The 18334-nt window shown below is 74.5% G+C and carries 16 protein-coding genes and 1 pseudogene; 9 read left to right on the plus strand and 8 right to left on the minus strand.

The features are described from left to right. Positions 1-180: 180 nt before the first annotated feature. Positions 181-702 carry a nitrilase-related carbon-nitrogen hydrolase gene (locus FKM96_RS22295; RefSeq protein ID WP_371300426.1) on the plus strand — a complete coding sequence of 174 codons (522 nt, stop codon included), beginning with the start codon at positions 181-183 and terminating at the stop codon, positions 700-702. A 124-nt stretch (positions 703-826) separates the two neighbouring features. Here FKM96_RS22295 and FKM96_RS14355 read toward each other — a convergent pair whose 3' ends face one another. Together FKM96_RS14355 and FKM96_RS14360 are read right to left on the minus strand one after the other, a co-directional pair. Continuing rightward, entirely contained in the window at positions 827-1570 is a 744-nt protein-coding gene (locus tag FKM96_RS14355) for a GTP pyrophosphokinase family protein (protein ID WP_147797134.1), read from the minus strand. A gap of 96 nt (positions 1571-1666) precedes the next feature. After that, positions 1667-2339 (minus strand): annotated as a pseudogene (locus FKM96_RS14360) (hemolysin III family protein). A gap of 208 nt (positions 2340-2547) precedes the next feature. On the opposite strand from FKM96_RS14360, the gene FKM96_RS14365 reads away from it, so the two are divergent. Together FKM96_RS14365 and FKM96_RS14370 are read left to right on the plus strand one after the other, a co-directional pair. Further along, on the plus strand, positions 2548-3309 hold the full coding sequence (locus tag FKM96_RS14365; RefSeq protein WP_147795812.1) for an isoprenyl transferase: 762 nt from the start codon (positions 2548-2550) through the stop codon (positions 3307-3309). 291 nt (positions 3310-3600) lie between these two features. After that, positions 3601-4947 carry a PhoH family protein gene (locus FKM96_RS14370; RefSeq protein WP_147795813.1) on the plus strand — a complete coding sequence of 449 codons (1347 nt, stop codon included), beginning with the start codon at positions 3601-3603 and terminating at the stop codon, positions 4945-4947. 74 nt (positions 4948-5021) lie between these two features. Here the strand turns inward: FKM96_RS14370 and FKM96_RS14375 are convergent, their stop codons facing one another. After that, on the minus strand, positions 5022-6155 hold the full coding sequence (locus tag FKM96_RS14375) for an FUSC family protein (RefSeq protein ID WP_147795814.1): 1134 nt from the start codon (positions 6153-6155) through the stop codon (positions 5022-5024). Between the two features lie 74 nt (positions 6156-6229). Here FKM96_RS14375 and FKM96_RS14380 point away from each other — a divergent pair, with 74 nt between their 5' ends. Both FKM96_RS14380 and FKM96_RS14385 read left to right on the plus strand, forming a co-directional pair. Next, entirely contained in the window at positions 6230-6715 is a 486-nt protein-coding gene (locus FKM96_RS14380; RefSeq protein ID WP_168216997.1) for a MarR family transcriptional regulator, read from the plus strand. Between the two features lie 197 nt (positions 6716-6912). Further along, positions 6913-9045 (plus strand): methyl-accepting chemotaxis protein, encoded by a 2133-nt coding sequence (locus FKM96_RS14385; RefSeq protein WP_147795816.1) that lies wholly within the window; start codon positions 6913-6915, stop codon positions 9043-9045. 61 nt (positions 9046-9106) lie between these two features. Here FKM96_RS14385 and FKM96_RS14390 read toward each other — a convergent pair whose 3' ends face one another. Together FKM96_RS14390 and FKM96_RS14395 are read right to left on the minus strand one after the other, a co-directional pair. After that, complete coding sequence (locus tag FKM96_RS14390) at positions 9107-10519, minus strand: aspartate ammonia-lyase (RefSeq protein WP_147795817.1); 1413 nt, start codon at positions 10517-10519, stop codon at positions 9107-9109. Between the two features lie 196 nt (positions 10520-10715). Further along, positions 10716-11381, minus strand: a complete 666-nt coding sequence (locus tag FKM96_RS14395) for a carbonic anhydrase (protein WP_147795818.1) — start codon at positions 11379-11381, stop codon at positions 10716-10718. Between the two features lie 198 nt (positions 11382-11579). Between FKM96_RS14395 and FKM96_RS14400 the strand changes: the two genes are divergently transcribed. Genes FKM96_RS14400 through FKM96_RS14415 form a run of 4 tightly spaced genes read left to right on the plus strand, consistent with a single transcriptional unit; the run spans position 11580 to position 16028 of the window. Beyond that, complete coding sequence (locus FKM96_RS14400; protein ID WP_147797135.1) at positions 11580-12872, plus strand: extracellular solute-binding protein; 1293 nt, start codon at positions 11580-11582, stop codon at positions 12870-12872. 29 nt (positions 12873-12901) lie between these two features. Continuing rightward, positions 12902-13855, plus strand: a complete 954-nt coding sequence (locus tag FKM96_RS14405; protein WP_147797136.1) for a carbohydrate ABC transporter permease — start codon at positions 12902-12904, stop codon at positions 13853-13855. After that, positions 13855-14703 (plus strand): carbohydrate ABC transporter permease, encoded by an 849-nt coding sequence (locus tag FKM96_RS14410; RefSeq protein WP_147795819.1) that lies wholly within the window; start codon positions 13855-13857, stop codon positions 14701-14703. Before FKM96_RS14405 ends, FKM96_RS14410 begins: the two co-directional genes overlap by 1 nt. A gap of 26 nt (positions 14704-14729) precedes the next feature. After that, positions 14730-16028 carry an ABC transporter ATP-binding protein gene (locus FKM96_RS14415; protein ID WP_147795820.1) on the plus strand — a complete coding sequence of 433 codons (1299 nt, stop codon included), beginning with the start codon at positions 14730-14732 and terminating at the stop codon, positions 16026-16028. A gap of 102 nt (positions 16029-16130) precedes the next feature. Here FKM96_RS14415 and FKM96_RS14420 read toward each other — a convergent pair whose 3' ends face one another. From FKM96_RS14420 to FKM96_RS14430, 3 genes are all read right to left on the minus strand, one after another. Then, the gene (locus FKM96_RS14420; RefSeq protein WP_147795821.1) at positions 16131-17069 is read right to left on the minus strand and encodes a carbohydrate kinase; all 939 of its coding nucleotides are present in this window, start codon (positions 17067-17069) and stop codon (positions 16131-16133) included. 93 nt (positions 17070-17162) lie between these two features. Then, on the minus strand, positions 17163-17414 hold the full coding sequence (locus tag FKM96_RS14425; RefSeq protein ID WP_371300427.1) for an exodeoxyribonuclease VII small subunit: 252 nt from the start codon (positions 17412-17414) through the stop codon (positions 17163-17165). A 51-nt stretch (positions 17415-17465) separates the two neighbouring features. After that, entirely contained in the window at positions 17466-18317 is an 852-nt protein-coding gene (locus tag FKM96_RS14430) for a helix-turn-helix transcriptional regulator (RefSeq protein WP_147795823.1), read from the minus strand. Between the last annotated feature and the right edge of the window lie 17 nt (positions 18318-18334).

The raw sequence follows: 18334 nt of genomic DNA on the forward strand, positions 1-18334 counted from the left end.
CGCGGGCCGACGTTCTGGTGCTGCCCGAGTACGCCTCGGGCTTCGACCCGCGGGGGACCGGCCCGGAGCACGCGGAGCCGCTGGACGGGCCGTTCGTGCGGCTGCGCGAGCGCGCCGCCGCGGACGGCGTGGCGGTGCTTCGCCGGCACGACGCTGCCGGGCGCGGACCCCGAGCGCGCGGTGAACGCGGTCGTCGCGGTCGACGCCGAGGGTGCGCTGGCGGGGGTCTACCGCAAGGTGCACCTGTACGACGCGTTCGGGCACCGCGAGTCGGAGCGCCTCGAGCCGGGCCCGGCCGACGCCCCGCCGCTGACGCTCGACGTCGCGGGCGTGCGGCTCGGCGTGCTGACCTGCTACGACCTGCGGTTCCCCGAGTCCGCGCGCCGCCTGGTCGACGCCGGCGCCGAGGTGCTGGTCGTCCCCGCCGCGTGGGCCGCGGGCCCGCTCAAGGCGGAGCACTGGCGCACGCTGGCGACGGCCCGGGCCATCGAGAACACGGCGGTCGTCGTGGCGGTCGGCCAGGCGGGCCGGGGCGTCACCGGGCGGTCGCTGGTGGTCGGGCCGGACGGCGTCGTGGGGCTGGAGCTCGGCGAGGAGCCGGAGCTGCGCACGGTCGACCTGGACCCCGAGGCGCTGCGCGGCGTGCGGGAGTCGAACCCGTCGCTGGCGAACCGTCGCTACCGCGTCGTCCCGGCGGTCTGACGCGCCGGTCCGCCGACGTCGGTGCTTCGGGCCGAGGTCGGTGGTTCCTCCCACCGACCTCGGCGAGAACCACCGACCTGGGCGCGCGCCCCTTGAGTACGCCGGCCGTGGCCGGTTCCGGGGATCAGCCGCGTGGGCGGCCCTCCGGGTCGAGGTCGGTGTCCGGCGACGGCCAGAACGTCCGCAGCAGCTCCTCCGGCGTGAGCACCGCCTCGGCGTGCTCGACCGCGTCGTCATCCCCGGCGAGCGCGCGGACCTCGTCGTGGATCCGCTCCATCGACGCGTCGAGCTGGGCCGCGACGTCCGCCGCCAGCTTGAGGGAGTCCGTGAGGTGTCGCGGCACCTGCCGGTCGTACTTGTAGTAGATCTTGTGCTCGAGGCTCGCCCAGAAGTCCATGGCGATGGTCCGGAGCTGGATCTCGACGACGACCTGCTCCACGCGGTCGGACAGGTAGACGGGCACCTGCACGATGAGGTGCAGCGACTGGTACCCGTTGCCCTTGGGGTGCGCGATGTAGTCGCGCTCCTCGAGCAGCGTGAGGTCGGCCTGCCCGACGAGCATGTCCCGGACCCGGTAGATGTCCGACACGAACGAGCAGGTCACCCGCACGCCGGCGATGTCGAACATCTGCGCACGGACGGCGTCGGGGGTCAGCGGGATGCCCTTGCGCCGGCACTTGGTCACGATCGACTCGAACGACTTGAGGCGGCTGCCGACGTGCTCGACCGGGTTGTAGTTGGCCATGTGCCGGAACTCGTCGCGCAGGATCGCGATCTTGGTCATGACCTCGTCGATGCCGAACTTGTACGTCAGCGCGAGGCGGCGCATGTCGCGCATGAGCGCGCGGAGCTCCGTGGGGTCGGGCATCGCCACCGGGGCGACGGCCTGCTCCCGGGCCGACGGGTCGGGGACGCGGTGCACGGTGCCGGTCATGCCTCCACCGTAGTTCCCCCCAAGCGGGGGTCAGCGCAGGACCGCCAGCGCGGCCGCGACGTAGTGGCAGGTGAACCCGACGACCGTCAGCGCGTGGAAGATCTCGTGGAACCCGAACCAGCGCGGGCTCGGGTTCGGCCGCTTGAGGCCGTAGACCACCGCACCGAGGGTGTAGGCGAGGCCGCCGCCGGCGACGAGCCAGACGACCTCGGGTCCGCCCGTCGGGGCGCGCCAGAACGCGGGCAGGAACCACACCGCCACCCAGCCGAGCGCGATGTACACCGGGACGTACACCCAGCGCGGCGCGCCGAGCCAGAACACCCGCGCGAGCAGCCCGACCAGCGCGCCGGACCACACGATGATCAGCAGGCGTCCGGGCGGTCGAGGCCGGGAGCAGGGCCACGGCCAGCGGGGTGTAGGTGCCGGCGATCACCAGGAAGATGTTCGTGTGGTCCATCCGGCGCAGGATCCCGGCGACCCGCGGGGACCAGGTGCCGCGGTGGTAGACCGCGCTCGTGCCGAACAGCAGCATGGCGGCGAGCCCGAACACGGCGCACGCGATCGTCAGCGGCGCGGTGGGCGCGAGCACGACGAGCACGATCGAGGCGGCGGTGACGAGCGGGAACATCCCGGCGTGGATCCAGCCCCGCAGCCGGGGCTTGACGGCGTCGGCGATCTGCTCGGCGGTCTCGGCGACCTTCACGGCGGGTCCTCCCTGTCGGCGGGCTCGGGCGGCGACGCGGACGAGCCTAACCTACGAGTGCGTAGGTTACGGCTGCGTAGGTAGCGCGCCGGGGTGCGCCGCGGGCCTGCACGAATCCTCCCCCTCGGACCTCGCGCGACCGGCGGTCCGGGCCCCTCGCGAGCGGTAGCGTGAGCACGCCCAGCCGCCCAGACGAGGAGATCCGCGCGTGCGCCTGCCCCACCCGCTCTACGGGCTGTACGAGCGCCGCCTCGCCGCCTCGCTGCCCCGCGACCGGGTCCCGCGGCACGTCGGCGTGATCCTCGACGGCAACCGGCGGTGGGCGCGGCAGCTCGGCGAGTCGACCGCGACGGGCCACCGGCGCGGCGCGGACCGGATCGCGGACCTGCTCGCGTGGGGCGAGGAGGTCGGGGTCGAGGTCGTCACGCTGTGGATGCTGTCGACGGACAACCTCAGCCGCGACGCCGAGGAGCTGGACGCGCTGCTCGGCATCATCGAGGACGCCGTGCGCGAGCTCGCCGCCACCCGGCGCTGGCGGCTGCAGGCGGTCGGCTCGCTGGACCTGCTCCCCGAGCACACCCGTGCGACGCTGCGGGACGCGGAGTCCGCCACGGCCGACGTCCGCGGCCTGCACGTCAACGTGGCGATCGGCTACGGCGGCCGCAAGGAGATCGCGGACGCGGTGCGGTCCTACCTCCGCGAGCGCGCGGCCGAGGGCGCGACGCTCGACGACATCGCCGCGACGTTCGACGTCGAGCACATCGCGGACCACCTGTACACCAAGGGCCAGCCCGACCCGGACCTGGTCATCCGCACGTCGGGGGAGCAGCGGCTCGGCGGCTTCATGCTCTGGCAGTCGGTGCACTCGGAGTACTACTTCTGCGAGGTCTACTGGCCGGACTTCCGGCGGGTCGACTTCCTGCGCGCGGTCCGCGACTACGCCGCCCGGGAGCGCCGGCACGGCCAGTGAGCCGGGACCGCGGCGACGGCCCGGCGACGCCCGGGTGAACATCGTGTTGCGGATCACACCCGCGGCGTGTCGTGCGTGCCGCCGTGCCGGAGGCGCGGCGTAGCGTCCGGAGCAACGGGCGGCACCCGCCGCCCCCGGGAGGCCAGCCCATGGAGCATCCGCTCCGGGGGGAGGGCCGGTCCTGGTCCTCCGTGGCCGGCCGCCCTCGTCCCGTCACCGAGCGCCGCAGGACCCGCGGGTCCGGCGCGAGGGGTCCGACTCGGCGCTGAGCAGCGCCGGAGGGAGCCTGCCGTGGTCAGCAAGCTGGGAACCGCCACCGCCTCGACCGACCAGCCGGAGGGGCGCCGGACGCACGTCCTCGACACCTCCGTCCTCCTGTCGGACCCGCGCGCGATCACGCGGTTCGCCGAGCACGACGTGGTCCTCCCCGTCGTCGTGATCACCGAGCTCGAGGCCAAGCGGCACCACGCCGAGCTCGGCTACTTCGCCCGCGCCGCCCTGCGGCTGCTCGACGACCTGCGGGTCGCCCACGGCGGGCTGGACACGCCGATCCCGCTCGGCGAGCAGGGCGGCACGCTGCGGGTCGAGCTCAACCACACGAACCCCGAGGTGCTGCCGGCCGGGTTCCGGCTGGGCGACAACGACACCCGGATCCTCGCGTGCGCGGCCAACCTCGCGGCGGAGGGCCACGACGTCACGGTCGTGTCCAAGGACCTGCCGATGCGGATCAAGGCGTCGGCGATCGGGCTGCGCGCCGAGGAGTACCGGCACGAGCTCGCCGTCGACTCCGGGTGGACCGGCATGGACGCGCTCGACCTCACCGAGCAGCAGATGGCCGACCTGTGGGAGCACGAGTCGCTCCCGCTCGCCGACCTGCCCGACTCCCCGACGCTGCTCACCCACACCGGCCTGGTGCTGCACAGCCCGCGCGGCTCGGCCCTGGGCCGGGTCACCGCCGACAAGCACGTGCAGGTGGTGCGCGGGGACCAGGACGTGTTCGGCCTGCACGGCCGCAGCGCGGAGCAGCGCATCGCGATCGACCTGCTGCTCGACGAGCAGGTCGGCATCGTGTCGCTCGGCGGCAGGGCCGGCACCGGCAAGTCGGCGCTCGCGCTGTGCGCCGGGCTGGAGGCGGTGCTGGAGCGCCGGCAGCACCGCAAGGTCATGGTGTTCCGCCCGCTGTACGCGGTCGGCGGCCAGGAGCTCGGCTACCTGCCGGGCAGCGAGGCCGAGAAGATGAACCCCTGGGCGCAGGCGGTGTTCGACACCCTGAGCGCCGTGGTCAGCCGCGAGGTGGTCGAGGAGATCATCGACCGCGAGCTGCTCGAGGTGCTGCCGCTCACGCACATCCGGGGGCGGTCGCTGCACGACGCGTTCGTCATCGTCGACGAGGCGCAGTCGCTCGAGCGGAACGTGCTGCTCACCGTGCTGTCCCGGATCGGCCAGAGCTCCCGGGTGGTGCTCACGCACGACGTGGCGCAGCGGGACAACCTGCGGGTCGGCCGGCACGACGGCGTCGCGGCGGTGATCGAGGCGCTCAAGGGGCACCCGCTGTTCGCGCACGTGACGCTGACCCGCTCGGAGCGGTCGCCGGTCGCGGCCCTGGTCACGGAGATGCTGGAGGGCATCGAGCTCTGACGGCCGCCCGGCCGCCCGGCCGCGCGTCGCCGAGCGGGCAGAAGATGTCGCCTCCGGGGCCCCGGAAGGGACGTCTACTGCCCGCTCGGCGAGGGGGCGGGAGCGGGAGCGGGAGCGGGGGCGGACGGGTGGGGCGGGGCCGTGTGCTCCGGGCGGGCCGCCAGGACCGCGACCACGAGGCCCACCACCGCGCCCGCTGCGGTGTCCAGGGCGCGGTCGAGGGCCAGCCGGGTCGGGTCCGGCGGTGCGCCCAGCGACGTCATCAGCAGCGCCATCGGGGTGATCGTGAGCATCGCGACCCCGTAGTGCCTGGCGACCACGAGCTCGGTCGCCGTCTGCAGCACGACGACGAGCGCCGCGACGGCCCAGAACGGCAGGTGCGCGCCGAGCAGCGGCAGCGCGATGGCGACGCCCGCGGCCGTGCCGGCGGCGCGTTGCAGCGCCCGGACGCCCATGTGCCGGACGTGCGCGCCCTGCAGGACTGCGGCGGCGCCCATGACGGCCCAGGCCGGGTGGCCCCAGCCGGCGGCGGCCGCGACGGACCCGGCGAGCGCGGCGGCTACCGCGATTGAGACGGTGGGGGAGAGCGCGGCGCCGCCCGCGGTGCCGGCGCGCACGACGTCGCGCACCCGCGGCGCGGGCTCGGTCGGGAGCGCGCGCCGCCGGTCGAGCACCCATCCCGCGTTGCACACCAGGCAGGCGACGAGCGCGCCGCCGGCGACCGCGAGACCCCGCGCCAGGACGTCGCCCGCGCCGGCGGCCGCGGCCGTGCCGGCCCCCGCCGCGAACACGAGGATCGTCGCCCCGGGCGGGCCGGTGCGCAGCGCAACCGCCCCGGCCGTCGCGCCCGCGGCGAGCAGCGTCAGCACCGCCAGCTCCGCGGCCACCGGGGCGCCCGCGGCCGCCAGGGCCGACATCGCCACCACGGCCGCGGTGAGCGCGCCGCCGACCAGCGCCATGAGCCGCAGCCGCCAGGCGTACCCGCTGGACCGCCCGTAGAGCGACGCGAGCGCGCCCAGCGAGGCGTAGCCGGCCAGGTCGTGGCGGCCGATCGCGGCGACCAGCAGGAACGCCAGCGCGACGCTCGCGCCGCACCGCAGGGCGCCGCCGAGGGAGTCCCGGGTGCTCGGCCCGCCGCGGTGCGGCCGGAGGGCGGCGCGGAGCTGGGACGGGTGCAGGAGGGCGGCGGCGAGGGACAGGCGGTGCACCCGGCGATCCTGCCACCGACTCGTTCACGGGTAAATGATTCGTGAAGCAACTCACGCTCGGTAGGCTGGCGGCCGTGGACAGCGTGGACCGCCTGTGCGCGGACTGGGAGCGCGAGGCGCCGGGGCTCGACGTCGCGCCGATCGCCGTGGCCGGACGGATCACCCGGATCGCGGCGCTGCTGGACGCCCGGGCCGAGGCCGCGCTGGCGGAGGCGGACCTGACGCGGGGCGAGTTCGACGTGCTCTGCGCGCTGCGCCGGGCGGGGCGCGCGCTGCGCGCGGCCGAGGTGTCCACGATCACCGCCGCGTCGCCGGCCGCGATCACCAAGCGCGCCGACACGCTGGTGCGCGCGGGCCTGGTGGGACGGGCGATACCGCACCGGGACCGTCGCGGCGTGCTCCTGGAGCTGACCGAGGAGGGGCGCGCCGCGGTCGACCGGCTGATGCCGGAGCACCTCGCCCGGGAGGCCGACGCGCTCGGCGCGCTGGACGCCGGCGAGGCCGCGGCGCTCGCCGCCCTGCTGTCCCGCGTGCTCGTGCGGGTCGAGGGCGGCGCCTGAGCGAGGTCGGGACGCGGGGCGTCCGAGCAGGTCAGGGGCGATCGTGTGCGCGATCGTCGGGTGAAGTCGGGCAAAACACCGCGTTTCCATCCCTGTGACCGCTCACAAGGGACCAAGGTCCCCCCGATGGGTCGGCGAACCCCGGACGGCCCACCAGGCGGCCCGGAGCCCCCCGCCCCTCGGCCCAGGAGACCACCGTGCCCCTGCCCCGACTGCGCACCTCCCTGCGCGCTCAGCTCGTCGCGACCGGAGCCGGCGCCGTCGCCGTCACCGCCGCCCTGCTCACCGCCGTCGGCGGCTGGCAGGTGACCGGCCTGGCCTACCAGGCGGGCGACGACGTCGACCGCCTCATGCGCGACTCGATGACCCAGACCACCCAGCAGGCGGTGACGATGGTCGAGACCCAGGTCGCCACCGTCACCGACCGGATGGCCTCGAGCCTCCGGGTCGCCCAGGAGACGTTCGCGCAGGCCGGGGCGCTGACGTTCGACGGCTCCGAGCACTGGACCGTCACCGACCAGACGACCGGCGCCACCGAGGAGGTCGACCTGCCCCGGCTGCAGGTCGGCGGCACCTGGCTCGGCCGCACCACCGACCCGGCGACCCCGGTCCCGGTGGTCGACGACATCACCACCCTGCTCGACGCGCCGGTCACGGTCTTCCAGCGGGTGAACGCCGAGGGCGACATGCTGCGCGTCGCGACGAGCGTGACCAACGCCGACGGCGCACGGGTCATCGGCACCGCGATCGGCGCGACGGGGGCCGACGGCAAGCCGAACGCCGTGGTCGCGTCGCTGCTGTCCGGGCAGCCGTACTACGGCACGGCGACCGTGGTCGGCCAGCCGTTCGTCACGGCCTACGCCCCGCTGCTGGCGGGCGACGAGGTGGTCGGCGGCCTGTTCGTCGGCGTCCCGCAGACCGAGGTCGACGCCCCGCTGCGCGCCGTGCTCGCCGAGGTGGCTGTCGGCGAGGAGGGCTACCTGACCGTCGCGGACGCGAACGGGCAGTGGGTCGTCCCGCCGCCGGGTGCCCAGGCGGGCGACGCCGCGGGCTCGGTGGACGCCGACGGCGAGGCGTACGCGCCGCGCCTGGTCGAGGCCGCCGCGGAGCTCGGCGAGGGGGAGACCGCCACCGAGCGCGTCGACCTCGGGGACGCCGGCGCCGCCACCGTGCAGCTCGCGCGGTACGCCCCCTGGGGCTGGACCGTCGCCGCGTGGGGCTTCGACGCCGACCTCCGCGCCGTGTCCGCGGAGCTGGAGTCCGGCGCCAGCACCCTGATGGTCACCCTGCTGGTCGCCGGCCTGGTCGTCGCCGCGGTCGCAGTCGCGCTGGTGGTGTGGATCTCCGGCCGGATCGTCGCCCGCGTCGGCCGGCTCACCACCGCGCTGCGCCGGGTCGCCGACCGCGACCTGTCCGTCGCGGTGCGCGGCGAGGGCCGGGACGAGATCGGCGTCATGGGCGCGGCGCTCGGCGAGGCCATCGACGCCATGCGCGCCGCGCTCACCCGGATGCGCGAGGGCGCCGAGGCCGTGCGCGGCACCGCCGGCCGGCTCGACGGCTCGTCGGGGACGCTGGAGGAGGCCGCGGGCCGCACCGTGTCCCGCGCCGAGGTCGCCGCCGGCTCCGCCTCGGTCGTGAGCACCGAGGTGCAGACGGTGACCGCGGCGATGACGGAGATGCGCGCGTCCATCGAGTCGGTGGCGCAGGACGTGAGCGCGGCCTCCGGCGAGGCGTCGCAGGCCGTCGGCGTGACCGCCGAGGCGGCCGCCGCCGCGGACCGGCTCGCGGCGTCCACCGGCCAGATCGCCGCCGTCCTGGACACCGTGACGACGATCGCCGGCCAGACCCACCTGCTCGCGCTGAACGCCAGCATCGAGGCGGCCCGCGCGGGCAGCGCCGGTGCCGGGTTCGCCGTGGTCGCCGGTGAGGTCAAGGACCTGGCGCAGCAGACCTCGAGCGCGATCGGCACCATCGCGCCCGTGCTCGAGGCCGTCACCCGGGACGCCGCCGACGTGCAGGAGTCGGTGTCCCGGATCTCCCGCGCGGTCGCGACGGTCGACGGGCTGCAGGGCGCGGTGTCGGCCGTGGTCGAGGAGCAGACCGCCACGACGTCGGAGATCGAGCGCAACCTCGTGGTCGCCGCCGAGAGCACGACGGACATCGCGGGCAGCGCCGCGGACGTCGCCCAGGCGGCGGGCCAGGCGTTCGACGGGGCGGCCGAGGTGCGGCAGGCCGTCATCACCCTGGGTGACGTCGCCGCCGAGCTCGCGCGGGGCGCGGAGGAATTCACGCTGAACCGGCCCGGAGCGCAGTTCGACCTGGCACGCTAGGCGAGGCGCCGTCGGCCCGGGACCCCCTGCCCCGGACCGGCGGCGCCGTCGCGCGCGGGTGTCAGGCCTTCGGGCGGGTCATGCTCAGCAGGTCGAGCGCCGCGTCGAGCTGCGCCTCCGTGAGCTCGCCGCGCGCCACGTAGCCGAGGTCCACCACGGCCTCGCGGACCGTGATGCCCTGCGCCACCGCGTGCTTGGCGATCTTCGCCGCCGCCTCGTAGCCGATCACCCGGTTCAGCGGGGTGACGATCGACGGGGACGACCCGGCGTACGCCGCGCCGCGCTCGGTGACGACCTCGATGCCGTCGACGGTGCGGTCGGCGAGCACGCGGCACGCGGCCGCGAGCAGCCGCTCCGACTCCAGGACCGCCTGGCCCATGACCGGGATCTGCACGTTGAGCTCGAAGGAGCCGCTCGCGCCGGCCCACGCCACGGTGGCGTCGTTGCCGACCACGCGCGCCGCGACCATGAGCACGGCCTCCGGGATGACCGGGTTCACCTTGCCCGGCATGATCGACGAGCCCGGCTGCAGGTCGGGGATGCGGATCTCGCCCAGGCCGGTGTTCGGGCCGGAGCCCATCCAGCGCAGGTCGTTGCAGATCTTGGTCAGGCTGACGGCGATGGTCTTCAGCGCGCCCGACAGCTCGACCAGCCCGTCCCGGGCCCCCTGCGCCTCGAAGTGGTCGCGCGCCTCGGTGAGCGGCAGCCCGGTCTCCTCCGCGAGCAGGGCGATGACCCGCTGCGGGAAGCCGGCCGGGGTGTTGATGCCGGTGCCCACGGCCGTGCCGCCGAGCGGGACCTCCGCGACCCGGGGGAGCGCCGCCTGCACGCGCTCGACCCCGCGGCGCACGGCGGCCGCGTAGCCGCCGAACTCCTGGCCGAACGTCACCGGGGTCGCGTCCATCAGGTGCGTGCGGCCGGCCTTCACGTCGCCGGCGTGCTTCTCGGCGAGCCGCTCCAGCGAGGCGGCGAGGTGCTCCAGCGCGGGGACGAGGTCGTTGACCGCGCCGTCGGTGGCGGCGACGTGCACGGAGGTCGGGAACACGTCGTTCGAGGACTGCGAGGCGTTGACGTGGTCGTTGGGGTGGACGTCGGCGCCGAGGGACCGGGACGCGAGGGTCGCGAGCACCTCGTTCATGTTCATGTTCGAGGACGTGCCGGAGCCGGTCTGGTAGACGTCGACCGGGAAGTGCGCGTCGTGCCGGCCGTCGGCGACCTCGTCCGCCGCGTCGGCGATCGCGCGCGCCACGGCGGCGTCGAGGATGCCGAGCTCGGCGTTGGCCAGGGCGGCGGCCTTCTTGACCCGGGCCAGCGCGGCGACGTGGCCGCGCTCCAGGCCGGTCCCGCTGATCGGGAAGTTCTCGACCGCGCGCTGGGTCTGCGCGCGGTACAGGGCGTCCGCGGGGACGCGGACCTCGCCCATCGTGTCGTGCTCGATGCGGTACTGGACGTCGTCGTCGGCGTGCAGGCTCATGCGGCCGATCCTGCCACCGCCAGGGACCTCGGTCCCTCCCACGCCCCGCCCGAGGTCGCGCGGGTGGCGCACGTCACACCTCTCCGCGCGTCCCCTCACGCCGAGATAGCAACTCTCGGCTGCGCGCGCGAGCTGCGCCACAGCCGAGAGTTGCCATCTCGGCGGGACGACGGGGTTCCGGGGGGAGGGGCAGGCGTCAGGCGGGGACCGGGACGTCGCCGATGTCGCCGATCGCGGACGTGAGGCGCGCGTGCCCGTCCGCCAGCGCGTACTCGACGCCCACGACCGCGACGCGCCCGGCGTCGATGCCCTCGGCCAGCGTCACCGAGTACGAGCGCAGCATGTCGACGGTGTGCCGCACGTGCTCGTGCCCGAGCTCGGCGGGGTCCACCGACGACAGGTCGCGCGGGCGCCCCTCGGCGTCGGCGCCGTGCGCGAGCGACACGATGGACGGGATCACGCGGTCGACCACGGCGCGCACGAACCCGCGCTGCAGCTCGCCGGTGGTGAGCGCCGCCGTGGCCGCCGCCACCGCGCCGCAGGAGTCGTGGCCCAGCACGACGACCAGCGAGGCGCCGAGCACCTCGACGCCGTACTCGATCGACCCGATCACGGTGGTGTCGAGGACGTGGCCGGCGGTCCGGACGACGAACACGTCACCGAGCCCCTGGTCGAAGATGATCTCGGCCGCGACGCGGCTGTCCGAGCAGCCGAACACGACGGCGAACGGGGCCTGGCCGGTGCTGACCTCGGCGCGGCGGTCGATGCCCTGGGACGGGTGCTCCATGGCGCCGCGGACGAACCGGTCGTTGCCGTCGCGCAGCGCTGCCCAGGCCTCGGCGGGGGTGGTGGGGTGTGCCATGCGGACATGGTCGCACCACGCGGCGCGGGGCGAGCGACCGCGTCCGCGGCTCGTCCGCGGTCGGTCGGGTCGGCTGCGTAGGTGGTGTTCCGGTGGCAGGCCGCGACCTGCCGGTGTAGCCATGGGGAGGGAAGCGTGGAGACGTCGCGGAGCCCCAGGTGGGAGCGCCGCGGCGCCGAGTGAGGGAGAGCGGTGCGCGTGCGAAGACGGTCGAGGGCGATCGCCGGGGTGTCGGTGCTCGCGCTGGGGGCGGGGCTGGCGGCGTGCGCGCCGGCGGACTCCACCCCGGTGCTCACCTGGTACACGAACCCGGACGCGGGGGGCCAGGCGACGCTGGCCCAGCAGTGCACGGAGGAGGCCGGCGGGGCCTACCGCATCGAGGTGTCGGTGCTGCCCCGCGACGCCAGCTCCCAGCGCGAGCAGCTGGCGCGGCGGCTCGCGGCGTCCGACTCGTCGATCGACCTGATGAGCCTGGACCCGCCGTTCATCCCGGAGCTGGCGAACGCCGGCTTCCTGGCGCCGGTGCCGGACGACGTCGCGGAGCAGGTCAGCCAGGACGTCGCGGAGGGCGCGCTGCAGGGCGCCTCGTGGGGCGACGAGCTCGTGACGGTCCCGTTCTGGGCCAACACGCAGCTGCTCTGGTACAAGAAGTCGGTCGCCGAGGCGGCCGGGCTGGACCCCGCGTCCACGCCGGTGACCTGGGACCAGGTCATGGACACCGCGCGCGACCAGGACAAGACGCTCGGCGTGCAGGGCATCAAGGCCGAGGCGTACACGGTGTGGATCAACGCCCTGGTCGAGTCGGCCGGCGGCCAGATCGTGGAGAACCCCGAGGCCCCCGCCGAGGACGTGCAGCTGGGCCTGGAGACCGACGCCGGGCGCGAGGCCGCCCGGATCATCGGCGAGATCGGGAAGGACCGCCTCGGCGGCCCCGGCCTCCCGACCCAGGACGAGAACGCCTCGCTGACCCAGTTCCAGGGGGACAGCGGGTCGTTCATGGTCAACTGGCCGTTCGTCTGGCCGGCCATGCAGGCCTCGGTCGAGGACGGCGCGCTGGACCAGTCGTTCCTCGACGACGTGGGCTGGGCCGTCTACCCCCAGGTCACCGAGGGCACCGAGGCCGCGCCGCCGTACGGCGGGATCAACCTCGGCGTCGGCGCGTTCAGCGAGCACGTCGACGAGGCCTACGAGGCCGCCGCGTGCATCGTGAAGCCGGAGAACCAGGCGGCGTACTTCGTGACCGACGGCAACCCGCCGGCGTCGACCGTGGCCTACGACGACCCGAAGGTGCAGGAGACGTTCCCGATGGCGGACGTCATCCGCCAGTCGCTGGAGCAGGCGGCCCCGCGCCCCCAGACCCCGTACTACAACGAGGTCTCCCAGGGTCTCCAGGAGACCTGGCACCCGCCGGCCTCGGTCGACCCCGACCGGACGCCGCAGGAGTCCACGGACTTCATCACCGCCGTGCTGCGAGGGGAGCGACTCCTGTGAGTACCGAGATCACGGGCGCCGCGGCGGGGGTGGCGGCGAAGGCCACCCGCGGCGCGGGCCCCGGAAAGGCGTCGAAGCCCCGCAAGAGCGACCGCGCCCGGGCCGAGGCCCGGCTGGGCTGGTGGCTCGCCGGACCGGCGTTCGTGGTGATGCTGGCCGTCACCGCCTACCCGATCCTGCAGGCCGTCTACGACTCCCTGTTCCGGTACCGGCTCACCGCGCCGGACGACCGGGCGTTCGTCGGGCTCGGCAACTACGGCGTGGTGCTGGGCGACCCGGTGTTCTGGCAGTCGCTCGGGGTGACGACGCTGATCATGGTGATCACCGTCGCGATCGAGCTCGTGCTCGGCTTCGCCCTGGCGCTCGTCATGCACCGGGCCGTGCTCAGGCTCCGCGGGCTGCTGCGCACCGCGATCCTCGTGCCCTACGGCATCATCACGGTCGTCTCCGCGTTCGCGTGGTTCTACGCCTTCGACATCAGCTCGGGGTACGTGAACAGCTGGTTCGACTGGGTCCCCGGGATCAGCGAGGACCTCAACTGGTTCGCCGGCACCGGCACCAGCCTGTTCGTCATCATCGCGTCCGAGGTCTGGAAGACCACACCGTTCATCTCGCTGCTGCTGCTCGCCGGCCTGGCGCAGGTGCCGGGCGACCTCGAGGAGGCCGCGCAGGTCGACGGCGCCACCTGGTGGCAGCGGATGAAGCGCGTCGTCCTGCCGAACATGAAGGCCGCGATCATGGTCGCCGTCCTGTTCCGGGCGCTCGACGCGTTCCGCATCTTCGACAACGTCTTCATCATGACGAACGGCGCGAACGGCACCACGGTCCTGTCGCTGCTGGCCTACCGGACGTCCATCGGGCGGCTGGAGATCGGGCTCGGCTCCGCGATCTCGGTGCTGCTGTTCATCTGCGTGATCATCATCTGCTTCATCGCGATCAAGATCTTCAAGGTCGACCTCGCCGGTGCCCGAGGGGAGAAGTGATGGGGACCCTGTCCGGCAAGCAGAAGGTGGCCTGGGCGGCCATCACCGTCGTCGTCCTCGTCTGGGCGCTGTTCCCGGTCGCGTCGATCATCGCGACCTCGTTCAAGCTGCCGAGCGACCTCAGCACCGGCAACTTCCTGCCGACGACCTGGTCCTGGACCAACTACGAGCAGATCCTCGGGCCCGACGGCTCGGCGCAGGAGCTGTTCCTGTCGTCGCTGCGGAACTCGATCGGCATCTCGCTGATCGCGACGGCGATCTCGTCGGTGCTGGCCACGCTCGCGGCGTACGCGATCGCCCGGCTCGACTTCCCGGGCCGCAAGCTGATCCTCACCACCGCGCTCGGGGTGTCGATCTTCCCGGTGATCTCGATCGTCACGCCGCTGTTCAACCTGTGGCGGAACATCGGCCTGTACGACACCTGGCCCGGCCTGATCATCCCGTACCTGTCGCTGACCCTGCCGATCTCGATCTGGACGCTCACCGCGTTCTTCCGGCAGATCCCGTGGGAGCTCGAGCAGGCGGCGCAGGTCGACGGCGCGACCACGTGGCAGGCGTTCCGCAAGGCGATCGTGCCGCTCGCGGCGCCGGGCGTGTTCACCACCGCGCTGATCGCGTTCTTCATCGCGTGGAACGACTTCGTGTACGGCATCTCGCTGACCTCGACCGAGGCGGCCCGGCCCGTGCCCGCCGCGCTGGCGTTCTTCTCCGGGGCCTCGCAGTTCGAGGACCCCACCGGCGCGATCTCCGCCGCCGCCGTCGTCGTGACCATCCCCGTCGTCGTCCTGGTGCTGCTGTTCCAGCGCCAGATCGTGTCCGGGCTGACCCAGGGCGCGGTCAAGGGCTGAGGCCCTCGCCGCGGAAGGAGTACCCCATGGCATCCATCACCCTCACCGACATCGTCAAGAAGTACGGCGACGGCTACCCGGCCGTGAACGGCGTGAGCCTCGACATCAAGGACGGCGAGTTCGTCATCCTGGTCGGCCCGTCCGGCTGCGGGAAGTCGACGCTGCTGCGCATGATCGTCGGCCTGGAGGACATCACGTCCGGCGAGCTGAAGATCGGCGACGAGGTCGTCAACGAGAAGGCCCCGCGCGACCGGCACCTCGCGATGGTGTTCCAGAACTACGCGCTGTACCCGCACCTCACCGTGTACGAGAACATCGCGTTCCCGCTGCGGCTGCAGAAGGGCAAGTACACCGAGGAGCAGATCAAGGACAACGTCGAGTACGCGGCGGACACCCTGGAGCTGCGCGAGCACCTGGACCGCAAGCCGGCGAACCTGTCCGGCGGCCAGCGGCAGCGCGTCGCGATGGGGCGCGCGATCGTCCGGGACGCGCGCGCGTTCCTGTTCGACGAGCCGCTGTCCAACCTGGACGCCAAGCTGCGCGGCCAGATGCGGACCGAGATCGCCCGCATGCAGCGCCGGCTCGGCACCACCACCGTGTACGTCACGCACGACCAGACCGAGGCCATGACCCTCGGCGACCGGGTCGCGGTGCTCCGCAAGGGCGAGCTGCAGCAGGTCGCGAGCCCGCGCGCCCTCTACGAGCAGCCGGTCAACCTGTTCGTGGCCGGGTTCATCGGCTCCCCGCCGATGAACTTCCTGCCCGGCGAGGTGCACGGCGACTCCCTCCGGCTGCCGTTCGGCGACGTGCCGATCCCGGAGACGGCCCGCGGCAAGCTCGACGGCCGGGAGCTGGTCATCGTCGGCCTGCGGCCGGAGCACGTCGAGGACGCCCGCGTCCTGGACGAGGACAAGCGTGCCAAGGGCGCCACGTTCTCGGCCGAGGTGGACGTCGTCGAGTGGCTGGGCGCAGAGCTGTACGCGTACATCCCGTTCGAGACGCACGCCGACGTCGCGCAGAAGCTCGAGGAGCTCGACCGCGACCTCGACGGCGAGGGGATGCGCACCCAGATGATCGTCGCGCTCGGCTCCGAGAGCCGGGTCCGCGACGGCAGCAGCGCCGACCTGTGGTTCGACCCGAGGCGGCTGCTGATCTTCGACCCGGAGTCGGGCGAGAACCTCACCTACGACGAGGAGGCGGCCCGCCGCATCGACGGCGAGACCGAGGAGGACCGCCGCGCGGCCCTGGAGCGCGCGCACCGCGACGCCGAGAAGCAGTCGAACGGGGAGGGTGCGGCCGCGGGCCGCCACCGCCAGGCGAGCTGACCCGCACCCCCGCGATCTGCCTCGCCGAGGTCGAGGGTTTCCGCCGAGGTCGAGGGTTTCCGTGCCCTCTCCGGGGCGGAACCCTCGACCTCGGCGGTGGGGTCAGGACTCGCCGAGGTCCGCGGACGTCGGGGGGTTGGCGCCCGAGCGGGAGACCGTGATCGCGGCGACCTGGGCGCAGCGGACCAGGACGCGCTCGACGGTCGCCCGGTCGATCGCGTGCAGCGTCTCGCGCCGGTCGGCGCCCAGCAGGTCCGCGGACCACAGGCCGTCGATCAGCGCGCCCATGAACGAGTCGCCCGCGCCGACGGTGTCGGCGACCTCGACCCGGGGCGCCTCGACCAGCACCTCGTCGCCGCCCGCGGTGATCGCGAGCGCGCCCTCGCCGCCGAGCGTCACCACGACCAGCGCCGGGCCGCGGCCCAGCCAGTCCCGCGCGATCTCGGCCGGCGCGACCCCCGGGTGCAGCCAGGCCAGGTCCTCGTCGGACACCTTGACCACGTCGGCCAGCGCGACCAGCCGCTCGACGACCGGCAGCGTGTCCTCGGGGGAGCCCATGAGCGCGGGGCGCAGGTTCGGGTCGTACGTGATCGTGGACGTGTCCCGGCGGTCCGCGAGCAGGCGGGCGACGGCCTCGCCGCCCGGGGTGATCACCGTGGCGATCGAGCCGGTGTGCACGACGACGGGGGCGTCCCCGCCCTCGTCCCAGCGCGTCGGGAGGTCCCAGGTCAGGTCGAACTCGTAGGTCGCGGCGCCCTCGGCGTCGAGGTGGGCGCGCGCGACGGGGGTGCGCTCGGGGCCGCGGTCGCCGGCGAGGACGTGCACGTCCGAGCCGGCCAGGTGCTCCCGGACCAGGTCGCCGTGGGCGTCGTCGGCCAGCCAGGTCAGCAGGTCGACGCGCCGGCCCAGCCGGCCGAGGCCGATCGCGACGTTCGCGGGGCTGCCGCCGGGGTGCTCGGCGGGCTCGGCGCCCGGGCGGAGCACGACGTCGACGAGCGCCTCCCCGACGACGAGGGCGCGGGCGGCGGGCTGCTCGGTCATGGGGCTCCTTCGCGTCCGGCGGCGGTGCCGGGTCGGGGGTGGGGTCGTGCGGGGTGGAGCGGGGTTGCGCGGGGCGCGGGTGCGCCCGGTCCGTCAGGAGCCGGCGTCCTCGCCGTCGGCCGCGCGGGCGGCGTCCAGCCGGGCGCGCGCGCCGTCCAGCCACTGCTGGCAGCGGGCGGCCAGCGCCTCGCCGCGCTCCCAGAGCGCGAGCGACTCTTCGAGCGTCGCGCCGCCGGCCTCCAGCCGGGAGACGACGGCGACGAGCTCGTCGCGCGCCTGCTCGTAGGACAGGTCGGCGACGCCGGGGGCGCCGGGGGAGTCGGAGGCGGGGGAGGTGTCGCTCACGGGCACCATCTAACCAACGACCGCCGACCCCCGCGCCCACCCGGGGGTCGCTCAGCCCTCCCGCGCCGCGAACTCCTGGGTCCCGAGCACGGCCAGCAGCCGCAGCCGCCCCTCGGCCTCGCTGCGCGGCGCCGCCGTGAGCACCAGCAGCGTCTGCGACCCGTCCTCGGTGAACAGCGCCTGGCAGTCGACGTCGATCGGCCCGACCCGCGGGTGCACCAGCGTCTTGTGGTCCTCGAACCGGCGGGACACCTCGTGCGCCTCCCAGATCGCGACGAACTCCGGGCTCCGGGCGGACAGCGCGCGCACCAGCTCGGCCGCCCGGGAGCGCGGCCCCTCCGCGCCGAGCGTCGCGCGCAGCGAGGCGACCTGCGCCCGGCTCTGCCGGTCCCGGTCCTCGGCGGGGTACATGAGGCGCTCCGTCTCGGGGTGCGCGAACCAGCGGTAGATCGCGCTGCGCTCCCACCCGGTCAGCTGCTCGACGGGGCCGAACAGCGCGCGCGCGAGGTCGTTCTGCACCAGGGTCCGGGCGAGCCCGTCCAGGATGAGCGCCGGGCTGTCGGTGATCCGGTCGAGCACCCGCAGCAGCCCGGGGGCGACGTAGTCCTCGCGCGCCGCCCGGTCGGGGGCGCTGTGCCCGGCGACGCGGTACAGGTAGTCGCGCTCGTCGGGCGTCAGGCGCAGGGCGCGGGCGAGCGAGCCGAGCATCTGGGTGCTCGGCTGCGGGCCGCGGCGCTGCTCGAGCCGGGTGTAGTAGTCCGTCGACATGACCGCGAGCTGCGCGACCTCCTCGCGACGCAGGCCCGGCGCCCGGCGGCGCGCCCCCGGCGGCAGCCCGACGTCGTCCGGGCGCAGCGCCTCCCGGTGCCGGAGCAGGAAGTCGGCCAGCGCGTCGCGATCCACCCGAGCAGTATCGGCGG

The sequence above is a fragment of the Cellulomonas sp. Y8 genome, from assembly GCF_008033115.1.
GTDB lineage: Bacteria > Actinomycetota > Actinomycetes > Actinomycetales > Cellulomonadaceae > Cellulomonas.